We start from the raw sequence: 18,255 nt of genomic DNA on the forward strand, positions 1-18,255 counted from the left end.
CGGGGTCCTCAGCAGTTCTCGAAGTGGGTCTTGCGCTGGCCGCGCAGCACGATGTCGAAGCGGTACGCCAGGCAGTCCATCGGGTTGGCGTTGCTCATGTCGAGCTTGGCGATCAACTGCTGCACGGCTTCGGGGTTGGCGATCGACTTGACGATCGGGCACAGCGGGATCAGCGGGTCACCTTCGAAGTACAGCTGGGTGATCAGCTTGGTGGCGATCGACGGGCCGCTGATGCCGAAGTGGATATGCGCCGGGCGCCAGTCGTTCGGGCCGTTGCGCCATGGGTACGGGCCCGGCTTGATGGTGCGGAAGCTGTAGTAGCCGTCGCGGTCGGTCAGGCAGCGGCCAACACCACCGAAGTTCGGGTCCAGCGGTGCCAGGTAGCGGTCGTTCTTGTGGCGATAGCGCCCGCCCGCGTTGGCTTGCCACATTTCCACCAGGGTGTTGGGCACCGGGTTGCCATACTGGTCGACCACACGCCCGGCAACGATGATGCGCTCGCCGACCGGCAGGCCACCGTTGTTGAAGTTCAGCAGCAGGTCATGGTCGTGGGCACCAAAGCCCAGGTGGGAAAAATTCGGGCCTGTGGTTTCGCTGATCGACTGTGGAATGCTCACCAGTGCCTGGCGCGGCGAGCGAGCAATCGAGGTCTTGTAGTCGGGCGTCAGGGCCTTGGGGTGCCAGTTGCGATCACGGATCACAAAGCGGCTGTTGTCCTGGGCAGGCATGCCGGTTTCCTCTCTTGGAATTATGAGAACGGCCTGTACAGTGCAGGCGGACTTGCAGTTTCGGATAGGTCGCGCGGGATGAATATTGAAATCAGCCGCCCCTTACATAACCAAATGGTTATGTACTACGCCCTTTGGTGGCGCTGATCTAATCTTTAACCTCATGTTTCACGTTTCCGGGAGCACTTCATGGAATGGCGAAAAGGCCGGCGCAGCGACAATGTGGTCGATGCCCGAGGCGAAGGTGGTGGCGGCGGTGGCATGCGTTTTGGCGGTGGCAAAGGGCTTGGCCTGGGGGCAATCCTGCTGATCGTCGGCATCGGCTGGCTGACCGGGCAGGACCCGTTGCAGATCCTTGGCCAGCTCACCGGGCAGATGGAACAACAGCAGCAACGTGCAGCGCCCAGCGGCGCTGGCGGCAATGCGCCGCCGGCCAACGACGAGCAGGCACAGTTCGTCGCCTCGATCCTGGGCGACACCGAAGACACCTGGAAGGCGCTGTTCGCCCAGGCCGGCAAGCAATACCGCGACCCCAAGCTGGTGCTGTTCAGCGGCCAGGTGAGTTCGGCCTGCGGCTTTGCCACGGCGGCGGTCGGGCCGTTCTACTGCCCGGCAGACCAGCGGGTGTACCTGGACATGGCGTTCTTCCGCGAAATGGAAACACGCTTCGCCGCCGCCGGTGACTTCGCCCAGGCCTACGTGATCGCCCACGAAATCGGCCACCATGTGCAGACCCTGCTGGGGGTGCCGGCGAAGATCGATGCCGCGCAGCGCAGTGGCCAGCGCCTGAAGGGCGACAACGGCCTGCTGGTGCGCCAGGAGCTGCAAGCCGACTGCCTGGCCGGGGTGTGGGCCTACCAGGCGCAAAAGCGCCTGAACTGGCTGGAGCCTGGGGATATCGAAGAAGCACTGAACGCGGCCAATGCTATCGGCGATGACCGGCTGCAGCAACAGAGCCAGGGGCGCGTGGTGCCCGATTCGTTCACCCATGGCACCTCGGCGCAGCGGGTGCACTGGTTCAAGGCTGGGTTTGCCAATGGCAATGTGAACAGCTGCGATACGTTTGGGGCGCGTAGCCTTTGAATGTGTAGGGGGCCGCTTTGCGGCCCATCGCGAGCTGCGCTCGCTCCTACCGGAAGCGTATCCCCCCTGTAGGAGCGAGCGCAGCTCGCGATGGGCTGCGACGCAGCCCCTGTTACAAATCACCTGCAAAAGCGTTTCAGCTTTCCGCTCCCCGTGCCGATAACTGCTGCACGAATCAGCAGGCCCCAGAAGAACAACGCCCTGCGATCGAAGATCAAGTGAGCGAACGAATTTTCTGGAGAGCGTGCATGAACAGCTGGTTTGCCAATATCAGCGTCAACCTCAAACTCGGCCTGGGCTTCGGCCTGGTGCTGGTGCTTACCGGCCTGCTGGCCCTGACCGGCTGGACCAGCCTGGGCAGCCTCATCGACCGCAGCAACTGGATGGGCGACATCGGCCAGCTCAACAAAGACCTGACCGACCTGCGCGTCGCGCGCCTGCAATACATGATCGCCAATGGCGACGATACCGCAGCAGCCAACACCCAGGCCAAGCTCGATGCCTTCAGCAAACAGCAGCAATACCTGGTCAGCACCTTCACAAGCCCGGCCAACGTCGTGCTGCTCAAGGAGCTGGGGCAGACCATCGACCAGTACAAGGTGTCGCTGAGCAAGATGCGCGCCGGCTACAAGAACTCCCAGGCTGCCCGTGAGGCGATGAACGTGCTGGCGGCCAAGGCCGATGGCGCCATGGACACCCTGAGCCAGGACGTGATGTCGCGCCCTGAAGCCGACAGCGTGCGCCTGGCCCAGTACCAGCTGATCAGCAAGGCGCGCCAGCAACTGCTACAAGTGCGCATCGACGTGCGCGGCTACATTGCCGACAACACCGCCGCCAACGAGCAAGCCGCGCTGCGCCAGCTCGACGCTGCCCTGGCGGAAATCGACAGCCTCAAGCGCCAGCTGCCGGCCGAAACCACCCAGGTGCAGCAGTTCGAGCAGTCGGTGTTGGCCTACCGCGATGCCGTGCGCCAATTCCGCGATGCGGTTGCCGAAATCACCACGGCGCGTGCGGAAATGACCGTGCAGGGCGCCGACATCGTCAAGCGCAGCGACGCGCTGTACAAGATCCAGTTGGAGCGCCGCGACGCCGAAAGTGCCCAGGCCCGCAGCCTGCAGATCATCGCCACGCTGCTGGCACTGCTGGCCGGGGTGATTGCCGCCGTGGTCATCACCCGCCAGATCACCCGCCCGCTGCACGATACCCTCAAGGCCGTGGAGCGCATTGCCAGTGGCGACCTGACCCACGACCTGCGCATCATCCGCCGCGACGAAATCGGTGTGTTGCAGCAAGGCATCGCGCGCATGGGCACCACCCTGCGCGAGCTGATCAGCGGTATCCGTGACGGCGTCACCCAGATCGCCAGCGCCGCCGAGGAACTGTCGGCGGTCACCGAGCAGACCAGCGCCGGTGCCAACAGCCAGAAAGTGGAAACCGACCAGGTGGCCACCGCCATGCATGAAATGGCCGCCACCGTGCAGGAAGTGGCGCGCAACGCCGAGCAGGCCTCCCATGCCGCCACCGGCGCCGACGAGCAAGCCCGCGCCGGTGACCGCGTGGTGGCCGAGGCAATCAGCCAGATCGAACGCCTGGCCGAGGAAGTGCAGCGTTCCACCGAGGCCATGAACCTGCTGCAGCAGGAAAGCCAGAAGATCGGCAGCGTCATGGACGTGATCAAGTCGGTGGCCGAACAAACCAACCTGCTGGCGCTTAACGCCGCGATCGAAGCGGCCCGTGCCGGTGAAGCCGGCCGTGGCTTTGCCGTGGTCGCCGACGAAGTGCGTGGCCTGGCCCAGCGCACGCAGAAATCCACCGAGGAGATCGAGGAACTGGTGGCCGGCCTGCAGCACGGCACCCAGCAGGTGGCCAATGCCATGCAGGGCAGCCGCACCCTCACCGACAGCAGTGTGGAGCTGGCACGCAAGGCGGGCACCTCGCTGGAAAACATCACCAGCACGGTGTCGAGCATCCAGTCGATGAACCAGCAGATTGCCGCGGCGGCCGAGCAGCAAAGTGCGGTGGCTGAGGAGATCAGCCGCAGCATCCTCAACGTGCGCGATGTGTCGGAGCAGACGGCGGCGGCCAGTGATGAGACGGCGGCATCCAGCGTGGAGCTGGCGCGTTTGGGCGGGCACCTGCAGACGTTGGTGAGCCAGTTCCGCGTCTGACCTGAAGCCCGCTCCCACAGGGCCAGCGCAACATTCACACCCTGCGCCGTACCTCTGTAGGAGCGGGCTTGCCCCGCGAAAGGGCCAGCCAAGAGCTACTTGACGATCATCCCCACCCCACGCCCACGCGGATCGGAAGCGGTTTCAATCTTCCCCCCCTCCACCCGAATCGCCTGGATATCGCCCATCTCCCAGCCCTGGTCCTCCAGCACATACCCCATCTTCTTCAGCTCCTCAGCCACTGGCCCGGTCAGCGGCGCGTAGCTGTCGAAGTAAATGGTGTCCTTGGGCAGCAACTGGTGGTGTACCCGCTGCGCCGCCACGGCCTTCTCCAGCGGCATGCCGTAGTCGTACAGGTTGTTCATCACCTGGAAGATCGAGGTGAAGATCCGCGAACCGCCCGGTGTGCCGATCACCAGCTCGACCTTGCCATCGCGGGTCATCAGGCTCGGGCTCATCGACGACAGCATGCGTTTGCCCGGCGCGATGGCATTGGCATCACCGCCCACCACGCCAAAGGCGTTGGCCGTACCGGGCTTGGCGCTGAAATCGTCCATTTCGTCGTTGAGCAGGAAGCCTGCGCCTTTCACCACCACGCCGCTGCCGTAGTCGAGGTTGAGGGTGTAGGTGTTGCTGACCGCGTTGCCCTGCTGGTCGACGATGGAGAAGTGCGTGGTTTGGTGTGGCTCCAGCCCAGGCTTGACCTGGTCGGTGGCGGAAATGGCTTTCGGGTTGACCTGGGCGGCGCGCTTGGCCAGGTAGTCCTTGGCCACCAGCTGGTCGACCGGCACCTTGGTGAAGGCCGGGTCGCCAAGGTAGTCGGCGCGGTCGGCGAACACCCGTTTTTCAATTTCGGCCAGCAGGTGGATGTATTGCGCCGAGTTGTGCGCCACGCCCTTGAAGTCAGCGGCGCGGTCTTCCTTGATGCCCAGCAGCTGGGCCAGGGCCACGCCGCCAGAGCTGGGTGGCGGCGCGGTGTAGACCACATTGCCGCGCCAGCTCAGGGCCATTGGCTCGCGCCACACGGCCTTGTAGTCCTTGAGGTCCTGCTTGCTGATCAGGCCTTTGTCGGCCTGCATCTGCGCCACCAGCAGGTCGGCGGTCTTACCCTGGTAGAACTCGCTGACGCCCTTGTCGGCGATGCGTTCCAAGGTCTGCGCCAGCTCCGGCTGCTTGAACAGCTCGCCCACTTTCAGGGAACCGAAGTAGTCGTTGAAGTTGGTGGCGGTCTTGAACAGGCCCTGGGCATCGTTGCGGTACTGGTACTGCTTTTCAGCCACCTTGAAGCCGTTCTTGGCGTAGCCGATGGCCGGCGTCAGCAGTTCGCTCCAGGGCAGCTTGCCGAACTTGCGGTGGGCCTCCCACAGGCCCATCACCGTGCCGGGCACGCCTGCAGCGCGCACACCCACCAGGCTGAGGTTCTCGATCACCTCGCCCTTGGCGTCCAGGTACATGTTGCGGGTGGCTGCCTTGGGCGCCACTTCGCGGTAATCGAGGAAGTAGGCCTTGCCGTTGACGAACAAGGTCATGAAGCCACCACCGCCGATGTTGCCCGCCTCGGGGTAGGTCACCGCCAGGGTGAAGGCAGTGGCCACGGCAGCGTCCACCGCGTTACCCCCCTTTTTCAGGATATCGGCGGCAACCTGTGCACCATATTGATCGGGGGCGGCGACCGCGCCGCCCTCCAGCGTGGCGGCGAAGGTCGTGGAACAGCTCAGGAGCGCGGCGGCCAGGGCCAGGTACTGGAACGGGACAATACGCATGACACTTCCTTGGTGTTGTTTTTGTTGAGCAGTCAGTAAGGCCGAAGCGTATCGACTGTGCAATCAACCGTGGGAAGTTTCGCCGCCTGTGGGCAGGCGCTGTCGCGTTCAGGCAACTCAGCAGGCGTACATCGCCAACTTGCGCTGGATGAAATCGAGAAAGCACTGGATGCGCAGGGCCAGTTGCGTGTTGCGGTAGTACACCGCATGGATGGGCTGGCGGTAGCCGTTGTTGGCTTCGCCCAGCAGCACCTGGAGGCGGCCGCTGCGGATGTCTTCGTGGGTCATGAAGTGCGACAGGCTGACGATGCCCTCCCCGGCCAGCGCCAGCTGGCGCAGGGTTTCGCCACTGGAGGCAAGCAGCGCCGGGCGAATGCTCCAGCGGTCGCCCTGGGCATGGCGCAGGGGCCACTGGTTGAGCGATTCCGGCTGGCTGAAACCCAGCAGGCAATGCTGGTTCAGGTCTTCGACCTGCTGCGGCGTGCCGTGTTGCTCAAGGTACGCCGGGCTTGCCAGCACCTGCACCGGGCTGCAGCCCAGGGCGCGTGCATGCAGGCTGGAGTCGGCCAGTTCACCGATGCGAATGGCAACGTCAGTGCTCTGCTCCAGCAAGTCGATGATCAGGTCGTCGGTGTTGAGTTCCAGCTCGATGCCGGGGTACTGGCGGCGAAACTCACCGATCCACGGCAAGATGGCATGCAGCATGAACGGCGCGGCGGCGTTGATGCGCAGGCGCCCGGACGGGGTCTGGCGGTTCATCGACAGGCGCTCTTCCATCTCGTCCATCTGTTCCAGCACCCGGCGTGCGCGTTCGAGGAAGAAGCGGCCCTCTTCGGTGAGGTCCATGCGCCGGGTGGTGCGGTTGACCAGGGTGGTGCCGAGCTTGGCCTCCAGGCGTGACAACGTGCGGCTGACGGCCGATGGGGTTTGGCCCATCAGCTCGGCGGCAGCGGAGATCGAACCGCAGTCGATGACGGCGACGAATACCTGGAGTTCTTCGGATCGGGTTTTCACGGCGGGGGCCTGTGAGGGGGTGTGGTGGGATTAGATAGTGGTTGGCGGTTGCACGTCCAGTGGTAGCTGTACCGGCCTCTTCGCGGGGCAAGCCCGCTCCTACAAGGCCGTCGTATAGCCTGTAGGAGCGGGCTTGCCTCGCGAAAGGGCCGGTACAGGCAACAAATCACTCCGCCTTGCCAAACACCTTGTCCAGGTGCGCCTCATAGGCCGCCAAGGCTGCCGGCACATCGGGCCGCTTCATCACATCCACCGCCAGGAACGTCGGCAGCCCGGCCATGCCGAGGAACTGGTTGGCCTTGTGGAACGGGAAATACACCGCATCCACACCTTTGCCTTCGAAGAAATCACTCGGGTCGTCGAACGCCTGCTGCGGTGCGTTCCAGGTCAGCGACAACATGTATTGCTTGCCCTGCACCAGGCCGCCACTGCCGTACTTCTGCGAATGGTCCGAGCGGGTGCGGCCATCGTTGGCGTAGAGGCTACCGTGGCCGGCGGTGAACACATCGTCGACGTACTTCTTCACGGTCCACGGCGCGCCCATCCACCAACCCGGCATCTGGTAGATGATCACGTCGGCCCAGAGGAATTTCTCCACCTCGGCCTGGGCATCGTAGCCACCGTCGATGAAGGTCTGCTGCACGTCGTAGCCGGCGCGGTCCAGGTGGGCCAGCGCGGCGTCGTGCAGGGTCTGGTTCAAGCGCCCGTCGGAATGGGCGAACTGTTTGCCACCATTGAGCAGAAGGATCTTTTTCATGCTGGCCTCCCGGGCCGGGTCAGAAATTCAGGCCGGCAGGTTAGAGGCTCACGGGGACGGGATACAGCAGGTGCGGAGCAAAATACAATTGACCTGAAGTCAACAATGCACACTCCATTATTGCCGTAGAATCGGTTCACCCCTTCATTGTCGTTTTACGAGAACCCCTCATGAACGAGCAACACGCATTCATCCTCAAGGCCAAGACCCGCCCGGAAATGGCCGAAGCCTTCGAAACCCTGTTCCGCGCCTATGTCGAGCCGAGCCGCCAGGAACCGGGCTGCATCGAATACCACATGCTGCGCGACCAGCAGGACCCGAGCCTGTTCGTGTTCTTCGAGGTGTGGGCCAGCAAGGCGGCGCTGGATACCCACTCCGCCCTGCCGCACATGGTCGAGTTCTTCGAAAACCGCATGGACTACCTTGAGCGCGATTTCGATATCCAGCCGATCGTGATGCTCAGCGCCTCATCCGCTAACCGTTGATCAGCAAATGGCCGCCCAGCGCGGCCAGGCCGATGAAGAAGCAGCGCTTGAACAGCGCTGCGCTGATGCGCTGGCGCAGCCACTGGCCAGCCAGCATGCCCAGCAGGGCCGGCGCCAGCATCAGCAAAGAGGCACCCAAGGCCTGCCCTCCCAGGGCATCCTGGCCAGCCAGGCCTACCGCCAGTGCCAGGGTCGACACCGTGAACGACAGGCCCAGGGCCTGGATCATTTCGTCGCGGCTCAAGCCCAGGCTCTGCAAGTAGGGCACTGCCGGCATCACGAACACACCGGTTGCCGCCGTGACCACGCCGGTGACCAGGCCACAGAGCGGCCCCAGCCAGCGTTCCTTTTCCGCGGCCACGCGCAAGCTCGGCCCCGCCAACCCGTATAGCGCATAAACCACCAGTGCGGCACCCAACGCATGCACTGCCCATGGCCCACTGTCGATGCCAAGCCAGACACTGCCAAGCAGGGTCCCGGCGAAGATCATCGCCAGCATCCCCCCGAGCCTGCGCAGCAGCCCCAGCAGGTGCCCGCCGGTTGCCAACTGCCACAGGTTGGTCAGGGTCGAGGGCACGATCAGCAACGCGGCTGCTTGGGCAGGCGGCATGGCCAGCCCCAGCAGGCCCATGGCGATGGTGGGCAGCCCCAGGCCGATCACGCCCTTGACCGCGCCGGCCAGCAGAAAGGTGATGACCACCAGCAATGACAGTGCCGGGCCGATGTTGTGGTAGAACGCGATGAAGTTTTCCATGGGCGCCATCATGGCGCGAGGCGCCAGCGCTAAACAAGGGGGGAGCGTGCAAGCCGCTTGCAGCGTGCGCCGGGGAATGCTCACAATCGGCGGGTCGCACCCGAAAAGGAAATTCCCGTGCCCTCGATCTACCAGCTCAAACCCCGCTTCCAGGCCCTGTTGCGCCCTGCTGTGCAGCGCCTGCACGCCCGTGGCGTCAGCGCCAACCAGGTCACCCTTGGCGCCGCCCTGGTGTCGGTACTGCTGGGCCTGCTGCTCGCGGCTTTCAGCCACATCACCTGGCTGTTCCTGCTGGTTCCGGTGTGGATGCTGCTGCGCATGGCCTTCAACGCCGTCGACGGCATGCTCGCCCGTGAATTCGGCCAACAGACCCGCCTTGGCGCCTACCTCAACGAACTCTGCGACCTGGTGGCCGATGCCGCCCTGTACCTGCCCTTCGCCCTGGTGGCAGGCATTTCGCCGGCCCTGGTGGTGCTGGTGGTGATTGCCGCGCTGATCAGCGAATACGCCGGCGTCATGGGCCCGCTGGCCGGTGCGTCACGGCGCTACGACGGGCCGATGGGCAAGAGCGACCGGGCCTTCGCCTTCGGCGTGCTGGGCTTCGGGGTGGCCCTGGGGCTGCTCAACGCCAGTTGGAGCAACGGCCTGCTGGTGGTCATTCTGCTGCTCTCGCTCTATACCCTGTACAACCGGGTTCGCCAGGGCCTGGCTGAACTTCGCTGAGCCCTTCGCCAGAAAAGGACGCTGACATGCGCCAAGCCCAAGCACTGCATTTCTCCACCCATGACGGTGTCGAGCTGCACTACCGTCACTGGCCTGCCACTCGCAACGCTTTCCAGCCGCGCAGGGCGGTGGTGATGTTTCACCGTGGCCACGAACACGGCGGGCGCATGGCCCACCTGGCCGACGAGCTGGACCTGCCAGGCTACGACTTCTTCGCCTGGGACGCCCGCGGCCACGGCCAGTCGCCCGGCGCACGGGGTGACAGCCCAGGCTTCGCCACCAGCGTGCGCGACGTGCAGACCTTCATCGAACATCTCCAGGCGCAGCACGGCATCGCCGAACAGGACATGGTGGTGCTGGCGCAAAGCGTCGGTGCAGTGCTGATCGCCACCTGGGCCCACGACTACGCACCCAAGGTTCGCTGCCTGGTGCTGGCCTCCCCGGCGTTCAAGGTGAAGCTGTACGTGCCGTTCGCCCGGCCCGGGCTGAAATTGCTCAAGGCCCTGCGCGGCAACTTCTTCGTCAACAGCTACGTCAAGCCACGGCTGCTGACCCACGACCCGGAGCGGGTGATGTCGTACCAGGCCGACCCGCTGATCAGCCGGCCGATCTCGGTCACCATGCTTTTGGGCCTGTATGAAGCGGCCGACCGGGTGGTTGCCGATGCCCAGGCGATCCAGCTGCCGACCCAGTTGTTGGTGTCTGGCGCCGACCTGGTGGTCGAGCGCCAGCCGCAAGTGCAATTCTTCGAACGCCTGGGCAGCGCGCGCAAGGAAATGCACGTGCTTCCCGGCTTCTTCCACGACACCCTGGGCGAGCGCGACCGGGCCCATGCCCTGCGCCGCATCGAACGCTTCGTCAGCCATTGCTTCGACAACCCCGCTGCGCCGCCTGGCCTGCTCGACGCCGACAAGGCCGGCGCCAGCTGCGCCGAAGCCGAAAGCCTTGCCGCACCGTTGCCCCGGTACTCGCCCCGCGAGCTGTACTGGCGGGCCACCCGTGCCGGCCTGCGCCTGGGCAAGGGGCTGTCGGAGGGGGTGAAACTTGGCTTCGAAACCGGCTTCGACTCTGGCAGTACCCTCGACTATGTGTACCGCAACCAGCCCACGGGCAAGGGCAAACTGGGGCGGCTGGTCGACCGGAACTACCTCAATGCCATCGGCTGGCGGGGCATTCGCCAGCGCAAGTTGCATGTGGAAGCGCTGCTGCGCCTCGCCATCGCCCATCTGCGGGAACAGCAGCGGCCTGTGGATATCGTCGACATTGCCGCCGGCCATGGCCGCTACATCCTCGAAGCCCTGGAGGGGCTGCAACAGCGCCCGGACTCGATCCTGCTGCGCGACTACAGCGAGCTGAACGTGCAGCAAGGCCAGGCGCTGATCGGCGAAAAGGGCCTGGCGGATATCGCCCGCTTCGTTCAAGGCGATGCCTTCGACCGCGACAGCCTGGCTGCCCTGCAACCGCGCCCAACCTTGGCCGTGGTGTCGGGCCTCTACGAGCTGTTTGCCAGCAATGCGCTGGTGGCCAACTCCCTGGCGGGCCTGGCAGATGCCGTGCCGCCCGGCGGTTACCTGGTGTACACCGGGCAACCCTGGCACCCGCAACTGGAGATGATCGCCCGCGCCCTGACCAGCCACCGGGGTGGCCAAGCCTGGGTGATGCGCCGGCGCAGCCAGGCGGAAATGGACCAATTGGTGGAGGCGGCAGGTTTTCGCAAGCTGACCCAGCGCATCGACGAGTGGGGCATTTTCAGCGTCAGCCTGGCCATAAGGGTTGGCGAATGACGCCAGTGCGCGAACCGGGCCTGATCCGCCGGGGCGTGCTCTGGCTGTTGCTGCTGGGGCCGCTGTTCTTTATCAGCTATGGCCTGGCGAACACCCTTACGGCCGGGCGCAGCGATGTCGGTAGCCTGGTGTTCGCCTGGGAACAGCGCATGCCGCTGTGGCCGTGGACGATCATTCCGTACTGGTCGATCGACCTGCTGTACGGGCTGTCGTTCCTGCTGCCGCGCAGCCGCCGGGAAATGGACCGGCATGCCCTGGCACTGCTGAGCGCGCAGGTGATCTGCATTTTCTGCTTCCTGCTCTTGCCATTGCGTTTCACCTTCGAACGCCCGCCGCTGGACGGGCTGTTCGGCTGGCTGTTCGACGTGCTGATGGGCTTCGATAAACCCTTCAACCAGGCACCGTCGCTGCACATTACCCTGCTGGTGATCCTGTGGGCGATGTTCGCCCGTCACCTGCAGGGCCAACCCTGGCGCTGGCTGATGCATGGCTGGATGGCATTGATCGGTGTGTCGGTGTTGACCACCTGGCAGCACCATTTCATCGACCTGCCCACGGGGGCGCTGGCGGGGTTTTTCTGCCTGTGGCTGTGGCCGTCACAGGGCCAGTTGCCCTGGCAGGCGGCCCGCCTGGCACGGGTGCCCAAGCGCTGGTGGCTGGCACTGGCCTATGCGCTGGGCGCGTGGCTGTGTGCGGGGCTGGCGTTCGGCCTGGGCGGCGCGTGGCTGTGGCTGGCGTGGCCTGCGCTGTCACTGGGGCTGGTCGCGCTGAACTACGCCGTGCTCGGTGCCAGCGGTTTTCAGAAGAGGGGCGATGGCCGGCTGAGCTGCGCGGCAATCGGGTTGTTCGCACCCTACCTGGCCGGTGCGTGGCTCAACTCGCGGCTGTGGACCTGGCGCCAGCCACGCCCGGATGAAGTCTGCGATGGGGTGTTCCTGGGGCGCATTCCCGGTTGCCGCAGCCCGGCTGCGCACACCGCCATCGTCGACCTGTGCGGCGAACTGCCCTGCACCGTGACGCGCCAGCAGGCTTATCGGGCCTTTCCGGCGCTGGACCTGATCGCCCCCGACAGCGCCCTGCTGCACGCGGCAGCCACGAGCATCGAACAACTGCGCCAGCAAGGCCCGTTGTTGGTCTGCTGCGCCCTGGGTTACTCGCGCAGCGCCAGTGCCGTGGCGGCCTGGCTGATTATCACCGGGCGCTGCGCCGATGCCGACCAGGCCGAGCGCAGGATCCGCCAGGCACGCCCCGGTATCGTCCTGCACCCGGCCCACCGCCAGGTGCTGCAGCAGCTGGGAGCCCAACGATGAACCTGCAACTGATCGCCAGCCTGTTGCAGCGCGGCAGGCAACTGGAGCGCTGGTCGGACGGCATCAGCCTGGTGGCCCTGGCCTACGGCCTGGCGCCACTGGCCGGGGCTGCCGTGCAGCCAGGGGGAACGATGCTGTGTATCGCCCTGCTGCTACTGGGTGGGCTGCACAAATACTGGGCGATTCGCGTGGCACTGGACGCCGCGCTGTTTGCCCACCTCGCCGCCAGCAACGACCTTGCAGCCGATACCCAGGCGCTGGACCAGGCCCTGCACGGGCTGAAACTCAAACCCCAGGCCAGCGACACCCGCGATTGGCCAACCCGCAGCCAGGGCGCCCTGGCGCTGCTGCGCCGCCAGGTGTCATGCCTGGGCCTGCAAGTGCTGCTGGTGTTGGCTACCCTGCTGACACTGCCTTTCACCGGATAAGAACCGATCCATGCTCGCCACCCTGACCGCTTTCGTCATCACCTCCGCCGCCCGCCTGATCACCGGCGCCCGCGCCTTGTGGCTGGGCTGCACGCCGCAGCCGGTGCAGCGCCTGTACTTCGCCAACCACAGCAGCCATGGCGACTTCGTGCTGCTTTGGGCGTCGCTGCCCCAGGCCCTGCGCCAGCGCACCCGCCCGGTGGCTGGCGCCGACTATTGGGCCAAGCCTGGGATCCGCGACTTTCTGATCCGCCGGGTGTTCAATGGCGTGCTGATCGACCGCCAGCGCAGCGAAGGCCAAGGCAGCCCCCTGCAACCGGTGCTCGATGCCCTGGCCCAGGGCGACTCGCTGATTTTCTTCCCGGAAGGCACCCGCAACCTGGGGGACGAGGCGCTGCTGCCGTTCAGAAGCGGCTTGTTCCACTTGGCCGCAGCAAACCCCGGTATCGAACTGGTGCCCGTTTGGATCGCCAACCTCAACCGGGTCATGCCCAAGGGCCGCGCCCTGCCTCTGCCGTTGCTGTGCACCTTGAGTTTTGGCGAACCCCTGCACCTGCTCGCCGACGAAGGCAAGCAGGCCTTTCTTGAGCGGGCCAGCCAGGCCCTGCTGAACCTGGCCCCGAAGGATGCCTGAGATGGACGACAACACCCTTTCGCTGTTCGCCGGCATCGGCGCCCTGCTGCTGCTCGCCAGCGTGATCGGCCGCCTGCTCAAGTGGCGCGCCGGCCCTGCGCCACACGCGGTGATCGATAACCTCAATGCGCGCATCAATGCCTGGTGGGTGATGGTGCTGGTGATCGGGCTGGCCTTCCTGTTCGGCAAGTACGGCGTGATCGTGCTGTTCTATGGCGTGTCGTTCTACGCCCTGCGCGAGTTCATGACCCTCACCCCAACCCGGCGCAGCGACTACCCGGCGCTGGCGGCGGCGTTCTACCTAGCGTTGCCGGTGCAGTACGTGCTGATCGCCATGGACTGGTATGGCTTGTTCAGCATTTTCATTCCGGTGTACCTGTTCCTGCTGCTGCCGATTCTGGCGAGCCTGGGCGGCGACACCACGCGCTTTCTGGAACGCGCCTCGAAGGTGCAGTGGGGGCTGATGATCGCGGTGTACTGCGTGTCGTCGGTGCCGGCACTGATGACCCTGCAGATTCCAGGCTTCGAAGGCCGCAACCTGCTGCTGATCGCCTGGCTGATCCTGGTGGTGCAACTGAGCGACGTGCTGCAGTACGTGTGCGGGAAGCTGTTCGGCAAGCGCAAGGTAGCGCCCAACCTGTCACCGTCGAAAACCCTCGAAGGCCTGGTGGGCGGCGTCACGCTGGCCACCCTGATCGGCGCCCTGCTGTGCTGGATCACCCCGTTCACGTTCTGGCAGGCCGCGCTGATGGCCCTGACGGTAAATGCCATGGGCTTCTTCGGCGGCCTGGTGATGTCGGCGATCAAGCGCGACCGTGGGGTGAAAGACTGGGGCCACATGATCGAAGGCCACGGCGGCATGCTCGACCGGATGGACTCGGTATGCTTCGCAGCGCCAGTGTTCTTTCACTTTGTGCGGTATTGGTGGGCATAGCCAACGGCTGATGCCAACGCGCTGGGGCTTTAGTGCGCGAGAGCCAACTCGCGCAATGCCGCAGACGCCAGGAACCCGGAGCGGGATGCATAACGGTGGTCACGCTTCACTTTCTCGTCGATCCGCTGCAACAGGTTTTCCGGTAGCGTGGCGTTGAACCGAACGGCCTTGCCCAGGTACGGCGTGACATCGAAATCGATGACAGCCCAGACCCCGCCGGCATAATCGGGGTTCGCCACATGCACATCGACTTCCTGAGCCTGCGGCAGCGCTTCGTTATCAGCCACCAGGCCTTCGAAATGAAGCGCCAGCGCCTCCTGAACGTTCTCCAGTGCTTGGGCGACATTTACCCCGGCGGAAAAACAGCCCGGGACATCGGGCACGGTCACGCCGTAATCCGAATCGATGTCTTTATGCAAAACGACCGGGAATTTCATTGTGCCTCTCCACTGATGTTCGGACTGTCGAAGTCACTAGACTGCTTCAAGCCAGCTTGCTTCAGGATTCTATGTAGGGTGCAGTACACACTATGCACACTCAAGGGGACAGCGGATGTTTCAGATCCGGGAAGTAAGCTCCTACCTGCAGACTTGTAGGAAATCAGAGTTGGCGCGCTAGCCACTGGCCGGCATTGATGGCATAGCGCGGGCAGGCACCTGGGCGTCGAGCCCAGGCAACTGCGGCCCGGCAGATGGCCCTATGGTGACGAGTCATTCAGCCATCACCAGGAGTTGTGCCATGTCCGATTTCATCACCGTCCTGCGCGAAACCTGCCCGACGCCGGTCGTGGACGCCACCAAGTGGAAGCGCATCGGCGGCGATCCGCACACCGTCAACCTCAATGCCTACCTGTCGGCCGACGGCAGCAAGATCATGGGCACCTGGATCTGCACCCCGGGCAAGTTCGAGGTGAACTACGAGAAGTGGGAGTTCTGCCACTTCCTCGATGGCTACTGCATCATCACCCCTGAAGGTGAAGAGCCCAAGCACCTGAAGGCGGGTGATGTGTTCGTGATCGAACCGGGGATGAAAGGCACCTGGGAAGTGGTCGAGACCGTGCGCAAGTATTTCGTTTTCGCCTGATTCACGGGGATATTTTCAAACGCGAACACTGCACGCGTAGGAGCGAGCGCAGCTCGCGATGGGCTGCAAAGCAGCCCCGGGGGGTTCGGCGGCGAAGCTGAAACCCTGGGGGCGCTGCGCGCCCCATCGCGAGCTACGCTCGCTCCTACCAGGTTTTTGTGAGGGGCCTGCTTCAATCTTTTTTGCGGTAGCCCTCGATGATCGCCGAGAAGTCCTTGCCGCCGTCGCCGCGCAGGCTCATGGCCTGGTACAACTGCTGGGCCACGGCGCCGAGGATCACCGGCTGGTGCGCCTGGCGGGCGGCTTCGGTGGCCAGGCCCAGGTCCTTGAGCATCAGCTCCGCGCCAAACCCACCGGTGTACCCCCGCGACGCCGGCGCAGTTTCGATGATGCCCGGCCAGGGGTTGTAGGTATCGGAGCTCCAGCAACGCCCGGTGGAGCTGTTGATGATCCCGGCCAGCACCTGGGTATCGATGCCCAGCGCATTGCCCAGGGCCATGGCCTCGGACACACCGATCATCGAGATCCCCAGCAGCAGGTTGTTGCAGATCTTGGCGATCTGCCCGGTGCCGACTTCGCCGCAGTGCACGATATTGCGGCCCATCTGCTCCAGCACTGGCTTGAGGATGGCGAACAGCGCTGGGCTGGCGCCGACCATGAAGGTCAGCGTGCCCGCCGCTGCGCCGCCAGTGCCACCAGACACCGGTGCATCCCCCATGTCGATGCCCTTGGCGGCTGCAGCCTTGGACACGTCCCGCGCCGTTTGCGGGTCGATGGTGCTGCAATCGACGGTGGGCGTGCCTGGGCGAATGCCCGCCAGCACGCCGTCTTCTTCATTGAGGTACACGGCGCGCACATGGGCCGCCGCGGGCAGCATGGTGATCACCAGCTCGCTGCTCGCCGCAGCATCCCGGGGCGAGGCGCTGACCTGCCCGCCCAGCTCGGCGAGTTCGGCCAACACGGTTTTGTTCAGGTCGAACAGGTTCAGCTGATGCCCGGCCTTGATCAGGTTGCGGGCCATGGGCGCGCCCATGTTGCCCAGGCCGATGAATGCAATACGCATGGCGTGCTCCTTAGCGCAGGCTGATGGTGGTGTTCACACCGTCGTTGACGCTGTCGTCATCGAACCAGCGGGCGGTGACGGTTTTGGTCTGCGTGTAGAACTGCACCACTTGCTTGCCATATGGGCCAAGGTCACCGAGCTTGGAACCGCGCGAGCCGGTGAAACTGAAGAATGGCACCGGCACCGGAATCGGAATGTTGATGCCCACCTGACCGATGTCGATCTCGCTCTGGAACTTGCGCGCCGCCGCCCCGCTTTGGGTGAACAGGCCGGTGCCGTTGCCGAACGGGTTGGCGTTGACCAGGGCGATGGCCTCATCGAGGGTGTCGACTTCAAGCGTTACCAGCACCGGGCCGAAGATTTCCTGGGTGTACACCTGCATCTCGGTACGCACCCCGGAGAACAGGGTTGGGCCAACGAAGTTGCCCTGCTCGTAGCCCGGCACCTTGACGCCACGGCCATCGAGTTCGAGCGTGGCGCCTTCCTTGATCCCGCTTTCAATCAGGCCCAGCACGCGCTCCTTGGCGCGCTTGGACACCACCGGGCCAACGTCGGTACCCGGCTCGCAACCGGCATTGACCTTGAGCTTGCTGGCGGCGTCCTTGATGTCCGGCAGCCATTCCCGTGCCTTGCCCACCAGCACCGCCACCGAGGTGGCCATGCAGCGCTGCCCCGCCGCCCCGAAGGCGGCGCCAACCAGGGCGTTGACGGTTTGCGTGCGGTTGGCGTCGGGCAGCACCACGGCGTGGTTCTTCGCGCCCATCATCGACTGCACGCGCTTGCCGTGCTGGCTGGCCAGGTTGTACACATGGGTGCCCACTTCGGTGGAGCCGACGAAGGAAATCGCCTTGATATCCGGGTGGGTGCAAATGGTGTCCACCACCTGTTTGCCGCCGTGCACCACGTTCAGCACCCCGGCCGGCACTCCGGCCTCCAGCGCCAGCTCCACCAGCAGCAGGGTGGACAGTGGGTCCTGCTCGGACGGTTTGAGCACGAAGGTGTTGCCGCAAACAATAGCCATCGGGAACATCCACAGCGGGATCATGGCCGGGAAGTTGAACGGGGTGATGCCGGCGCACACGCCGATGGGCTGGCGCAGGGTGTAGGTATCCACGCCACCGGCAACGTTCTCGGCGAACTCACCCATCTGCAGGGTGCCGATGGAGGCGGCGTGCTCGACCACTTCCAGGCCGCGGAAGATGTCGCCCTCGGCGTCGGCAAGGGTCTTGCCCTGTTCGGCGCTGAGCACCTGGGCAATGCGCTTGGTGTGTTCGCGGATCAGCGCCTGCAGCTTGAGCATGATGCGCATGCGCGCACCAATCGGGGTGTCGCGCCAGGTTTTGAAGGCGCGCTGGGCGGCCGCCACGGCAGCGTCAACTTCCTCGGCGGTGGCGAACGGCACCCGCGCCAGCACTTCCTGGGTGGCTGGGTTGACGATGTCCCGCCATTCGTTGGTTTTCGATTCGACCCACTGGCCGTCGATCAGCAGCTTGGCTTGCTCGACCTTGGTATTGCCGGGGGATTGCGGTGCGTTCATCTGCGTT

18 protein-coding genes are annotated in these 18,255 nt (G+C 64.7%); 10 read left to right on the forward strand and 8 right to left on the reverse strand.

The features are described from left to right. Window positions 1–8 precede the first annotated feature (8 nt). Window positions 9–728 carry a protocatechuate 3,4-dioxygenase subunit beta gene (pcaH, locus tag F3J45_RS18590; protein ID WP_167065903.1) on the reverse strand — a complete coding sequence of 240 codons (720 nt, stop codon included), beginning with the start codon at window positions 726–728 and terminating at the stop codon, window positions 9–11. A gap of 189 nt (window positions 729–917) precedes the next feature. On the opposite strand from pcaH, the gene F3J45_RS18595 reads away from it, so the two are divergent. After that, entirely contained in the window at window positions 918–1,811 is an 894-nt protein-coding gene (locus F3J45_RS18595; RefSeq protein ID WP_167065906.1) for a neutral zinc metallopeptidase, read from the forward strand. A 248-nt stretch (window positions 1,812–2,059) separates the two neighbouring features. After that, window positions 2,060–3,979: a methyl-accepting chemotaxis protein gene (locus F3J45_RS18600; protein ID WP_167065909.1), complete on the forward strand. Its 1,920-nt coding sequence runs from the start codon at window positions 2,060–2,062 to the stop codon at window positions 3,977–3,979. Between the two features lie 95 nt (window positions 3,980–4,074). Here the strand turns inward: F3J45_RS18600 and ggt are convergent, their stop codons facing one another. The 3 genes from ggt to F3J45_RS18615 form a co-directional block, all read right to left on the reverse strand. Then, window positions 4,075–5,742: a gamma-glutamyltransferase gene (gene ggt / locus F3J45_RS18605; RefSeq protein WP_167065912.1), complete on the reverse strand. Its 1,668-nt coding sequence runs from the start codon at window positions 5,740–5,742 to the stop codon at window positions 4,075–4,077. Window positions 5,743–5,859: 117 nt separating this feature from the next. Beyond that, window positions 5,860–6,756, reverse strand: coding sequence for a LysR family transcriptional regulator (locus F3J45_RS18610; RefSeq protein WP_167065915.1), 897 nt, complete (start codon window positions 6,754–6,756; stop codon window positions 5,860–5,862). A gap of 166 nt (window positions 6,757–6,922) precedes the next feature. Continuing rightward, entirely contained in the window at window positions 6,923–7,513 is a 591-nt protein-coding gene (locus F3J45_RS18615; protein WP_167065918.1) for an NAD(P)H-dependent oxidoreductase, read from the reverse strand. 170 nt (window positions 7,514–7,683) lie between these two features. On the opposite strand from F3J45_RS18615, the gene F3J45_RS18620 reads away from it, so the two are divergent. Beyond that, window positions 7,684–7,998 carry a putative quinol monooxygenase gene (locus tag F3J45_RS18620; protein WP_167065921.1) on the forward strand — a complete coding sequence of 105 codons (315 nt, stop codon included), beginning with the start codon at window positions 7,684–7,686 and terminating at the stop codon, window positions 7,996–7,998. Here the strand turns inward: F3J45_RS18620 and F3J45_RS18625 are convergent. Next, window positions 7,988–8,752, reverse strand: coding sequence for a sulfite exporter TauE/SafE family protein (locus F3J45_RS18625; protein WP_167065924.1), 765 nt, complete (start codon window positions 8,750–8,752; stop codon window positions 7,988–7,990). The two genes, F3J45_RS18620 and F3J45_RS18625, sit on opposite strands and share 11 nt — an antisense overlap. A 117-nt stretch (window positions 8,753–8,869) precedes the next feature. Between F3J45_RS18625 and F3J45_RS18630 the strand changes: the two genes are divergently transcribed. The 6 genes from F3J45_RS18630 to F3J45_RS18655 are packed head-to-tail and all read left to right on the forward strand — an operon-like array spanning window position 8,870 to window position 14,565. Continuing rightward, window positions 8,870–9,475: a CDP-alcohol phosphatidyltransferase family protein gene (locus tag F3J45_RS18630; RefSeq protein WP_167065927.1), complete on the forward strand. Its 606-nt coding sequence runs from the start codon at window positions 8,870–8,872 to the stop codon at window positions 9,473–9,475. Window positions 9,476–9,501: 26 nt separating this feature from the next. Next, entirely contained in the window at window positions 9,502–11,259 is a 1,758-nt protein-coding gene (locus tag F3J45_RS18635) for a bifunctional alpha/beta hydrolase/class I SAM-dependent methyltransferase (protein WP_167065930.1), read from the forward strand. Further along, the gene (locus tag F3J45_RS18640; RefSeq protein ID WP_167065933.1) at window positions 11,256–12,569 is read left to right on the forward strand and encodes a phosphatase PAP2/dual specificity phosphatase family protein; all 1,314 of its coding nucleotides are present in this window, start codon (window positions 11,256–11,258) and stop codon (window positions 12,567–12,569) included. The genes F3J45_RS18635 and F3J45_RS18640 overlap by 4 nt, the downstream gene beginning before the upstream one ends. Continuing rightward, window positions 12,566–12,997, forward strand: coding sequence for a hypothetical protein (locus F3J45_RS18645; protein WP_167065937.1), 432 nt, complete (start codon window positions 12,566–12,568; stop codon window positions 12,995–12,997). The genes F3J45_RS18640 and F3J45_RS18645 overlap by 4 nt, the downstream gene beginning before the upstream one ends. 10 nt (window positions 12,998–13,007) lie before the next feature. Next, window positions 13,008–13,631, forward strand: a complete 624-nt coding sequence (locus tag F3J45_RS18650; protein ID WP_167065941.1) for a lysophospholipid acyltransferase family protein — start codon at window positions 13,008–13,010, stop codon at window positions 13,629–13,631. A gap of 1 nt (window position 13,632) precedes the next feature. Beyond that, the gene (locus F3J45_RS18655; protein ID WP_167065944.1) at window positions 13,633–14,565 is read left to right on the forward strand and encodes a phosphatidate cytidylyltransferase; all 933 of its coding nucleotides are present in this window, start codon (window positions 13,633–13,635) and stop codon (window positions 14,563–14,565) included. A 29-nt stretch (window positions 14,566–14,594) separates the two neighbouring features. On the opposite strand, the gene F3J45_RS18660 is transcribed toward F3J45_RS18655, so the two are convergent. After that, entirely contained in the window at window positions 14,595–15,002 is a 408-nt protein-coding gene (locus F3J45_RS18660) for a type II toxin-antitoxin system HicB family antitoxin (protein WP_167065947.1), read from the reverse strand. Window positions 15,003–15,303: 301 nt separating this feature from the next. Here F3J45_RS18660 and F3J45_RS18665 point away from each other — a divergent pair, with 301 nt between their 5' ends. Beyond that, a complete protein-coding gene (locus tag F3J45_RS18665) occupies window positions 15,304–15,648 on the forward strand; it encodes a cupin domain-containing protein (RefSeq protein WP_003258412.1) in 345 nt (114 codons plus the stop codon). Window positions 15,649–15,820: 172 nt separating this feature from the next. Here F3J45_RS18665 and mmsB read toward each other — a convergent pair whose 3' ends face one another. After that, the gene (gene mmsB / locus F3J45_RS18670; RefSeq protein WP_167065950.1) at window positions 15,821–16,711 is read right to left on the reverse strand and encodes a 3-hydroxyisobutyrate dehydrogenase; all 891 of its coding nucleotides are present in this window, start codon (window positions 16,709–16,711) and stop codon (window positions 15,821–15,823) included. A 10-nt stretch (window positions 16,712–16,721) separates the two neighbouring features. Then, on the reverse strand, window positions 16,722–18,248 hold the full coding sequence (locus tag F3J45_RS18675; RefSeq protein WP_167065953.1) for a CoA-acylating methylmalonate-semialdehyde dehydrogenase: 1,527 nt from the start codon (window positions 18,246–18,248) through the stop codon (window positions 16,722–16,724). Window positions 18,249–18,255 lie beyond the last annotated feature (7 nt).

Source organism: Pantoea sp. Ap-967 (genome assembly GCF_011752565.1).
Taxonomy (GTDB): domain Bacteria; phylum Pseudomonadota; class Gammaproteobacteria; order Pseudomonadales; family Pseudomonadaceae; genus Aquipseudomonas.

What these genes read in the sequence shown, in the direction of transcription:
- pcaH (WP_167065903.1), bottom strand. Translation starts at nt 728, where the DNA reads ATGCCTGCCCAGGACAACAGCCGCTTTGTGATCCGTGATCGCAACTGG.
- F3J45_RS18595 (WP_167065906.1), top strand. Translation starts at nt 918, where the DNA reads ATGGAATGGCGAAAAGGCCGGCGCAGCGACAATGTGGTCGATGCCCGA.
- F3J45_RS18600 (WP_167065909.1), top strand. Translation starts at nt 2,060, where the DNA reads ATGAACAGCTGGTTTGCCAATATCAGCGTCAACCTCAAACTCGGCCTG.
- ggt (WP_167065912.1), bottom strand. Translation starts at nt 5,742, where the DNA reads ATGCGTATTGTCCCGTTCCAGTACCTGGCCCTGGCCGCCGCGCTCCTG.
- F3J45_RS18615 (WP_167065918.1), bottom strand. Translation starts at nt 7,513, where the DNA reads ATGAAAAAGATCCTTCTGCTCAATGGTGGCAAACAGTTCGCCCATTCC.
- F3J45_RS18620 (WP_167065921.1), top strand. Translation starts at nt 7,684, where the DNA reads ATGAACGAGCAACACGCATTCATCCTCAAGGCCAAGACCCGCCCGGAA.
- F3J45_RS18625 (WP_167065924.1), bottom strand. Translation starts at nt 8,752, where the DNA reads ATGGAAAACTTCATCGCGTTCTACCACAACATCGGCCCGGCACTGTCA.
- F3J45_RS18635 (WP_167065930.1), top strand. Translation starts at nt 9,502, where the DNA reads ATGCGCCAAGCCCAAGCACTGCATTTCTCCACCCATGACGGTGTCGAG.
- F3J45_RS18640 (WP_167065933.1), top strand. Translation starts at nt 11,256, where the DNA reads ATGACGCCAGTGCGCGAACCGGGCCTGATCCGCCGGGGCGTGCTCTGG.
- F3J45_RS18645 (WP_167065937.1), top strand. Translation starts at nt 12,566, where the DNA reads ATGAACCTGCAACTGATCGCCAGCCTGTTGCAGCGCGGCAGGCAACTG.
- F3J45_RS18650 (WP_167065941.1), top strand. Translation starts at nt 13,008, where the DNA reads ATGCTCGCCACCCTGACCGCTTTCGTCATCACCTCCGCCGCCCGCCTG.
- F3J45_RS18655 (WP_167065944.1), top strand. Translation starts at nt 13,633, where the DNA reads ATGGACGACAACACCCTTTCGCTGTTCGCCGGCATCGGCGCCCTGCTG.
- F3J45_RS18660 (WP_167065947.1), bottom strand. Translation starts at nt 15,002, where the DNA reads ATGAAATTCCCGGTCGTTTTGCATAAAGACATCGATTCGGATTACGGC.
- F3J45_RS18665 (WP_003258412.1), top strand. Translation starts at nt 15,304, where the DNA reads ATGTCCGATTTCATCACCGTCCTGCGCGAAACCTGCCCGACGCCGGTC.
- mmsB (WP_167065950.1), bottom strand. Translation starts at nt 16,711, where the DNA reads ATGCGTATTGCATTCATCGGCCTGGGCAACATGGGCGCGCCCATGGCC.
- F3J45_RS18675 (WP_167065953.1), bottom strand. Translation starts at nt 18,248, where the DNA reads ATGAACGCACCGCAATCCCCCGGCAATACCAAGGTCGAGCAAGCCAAG.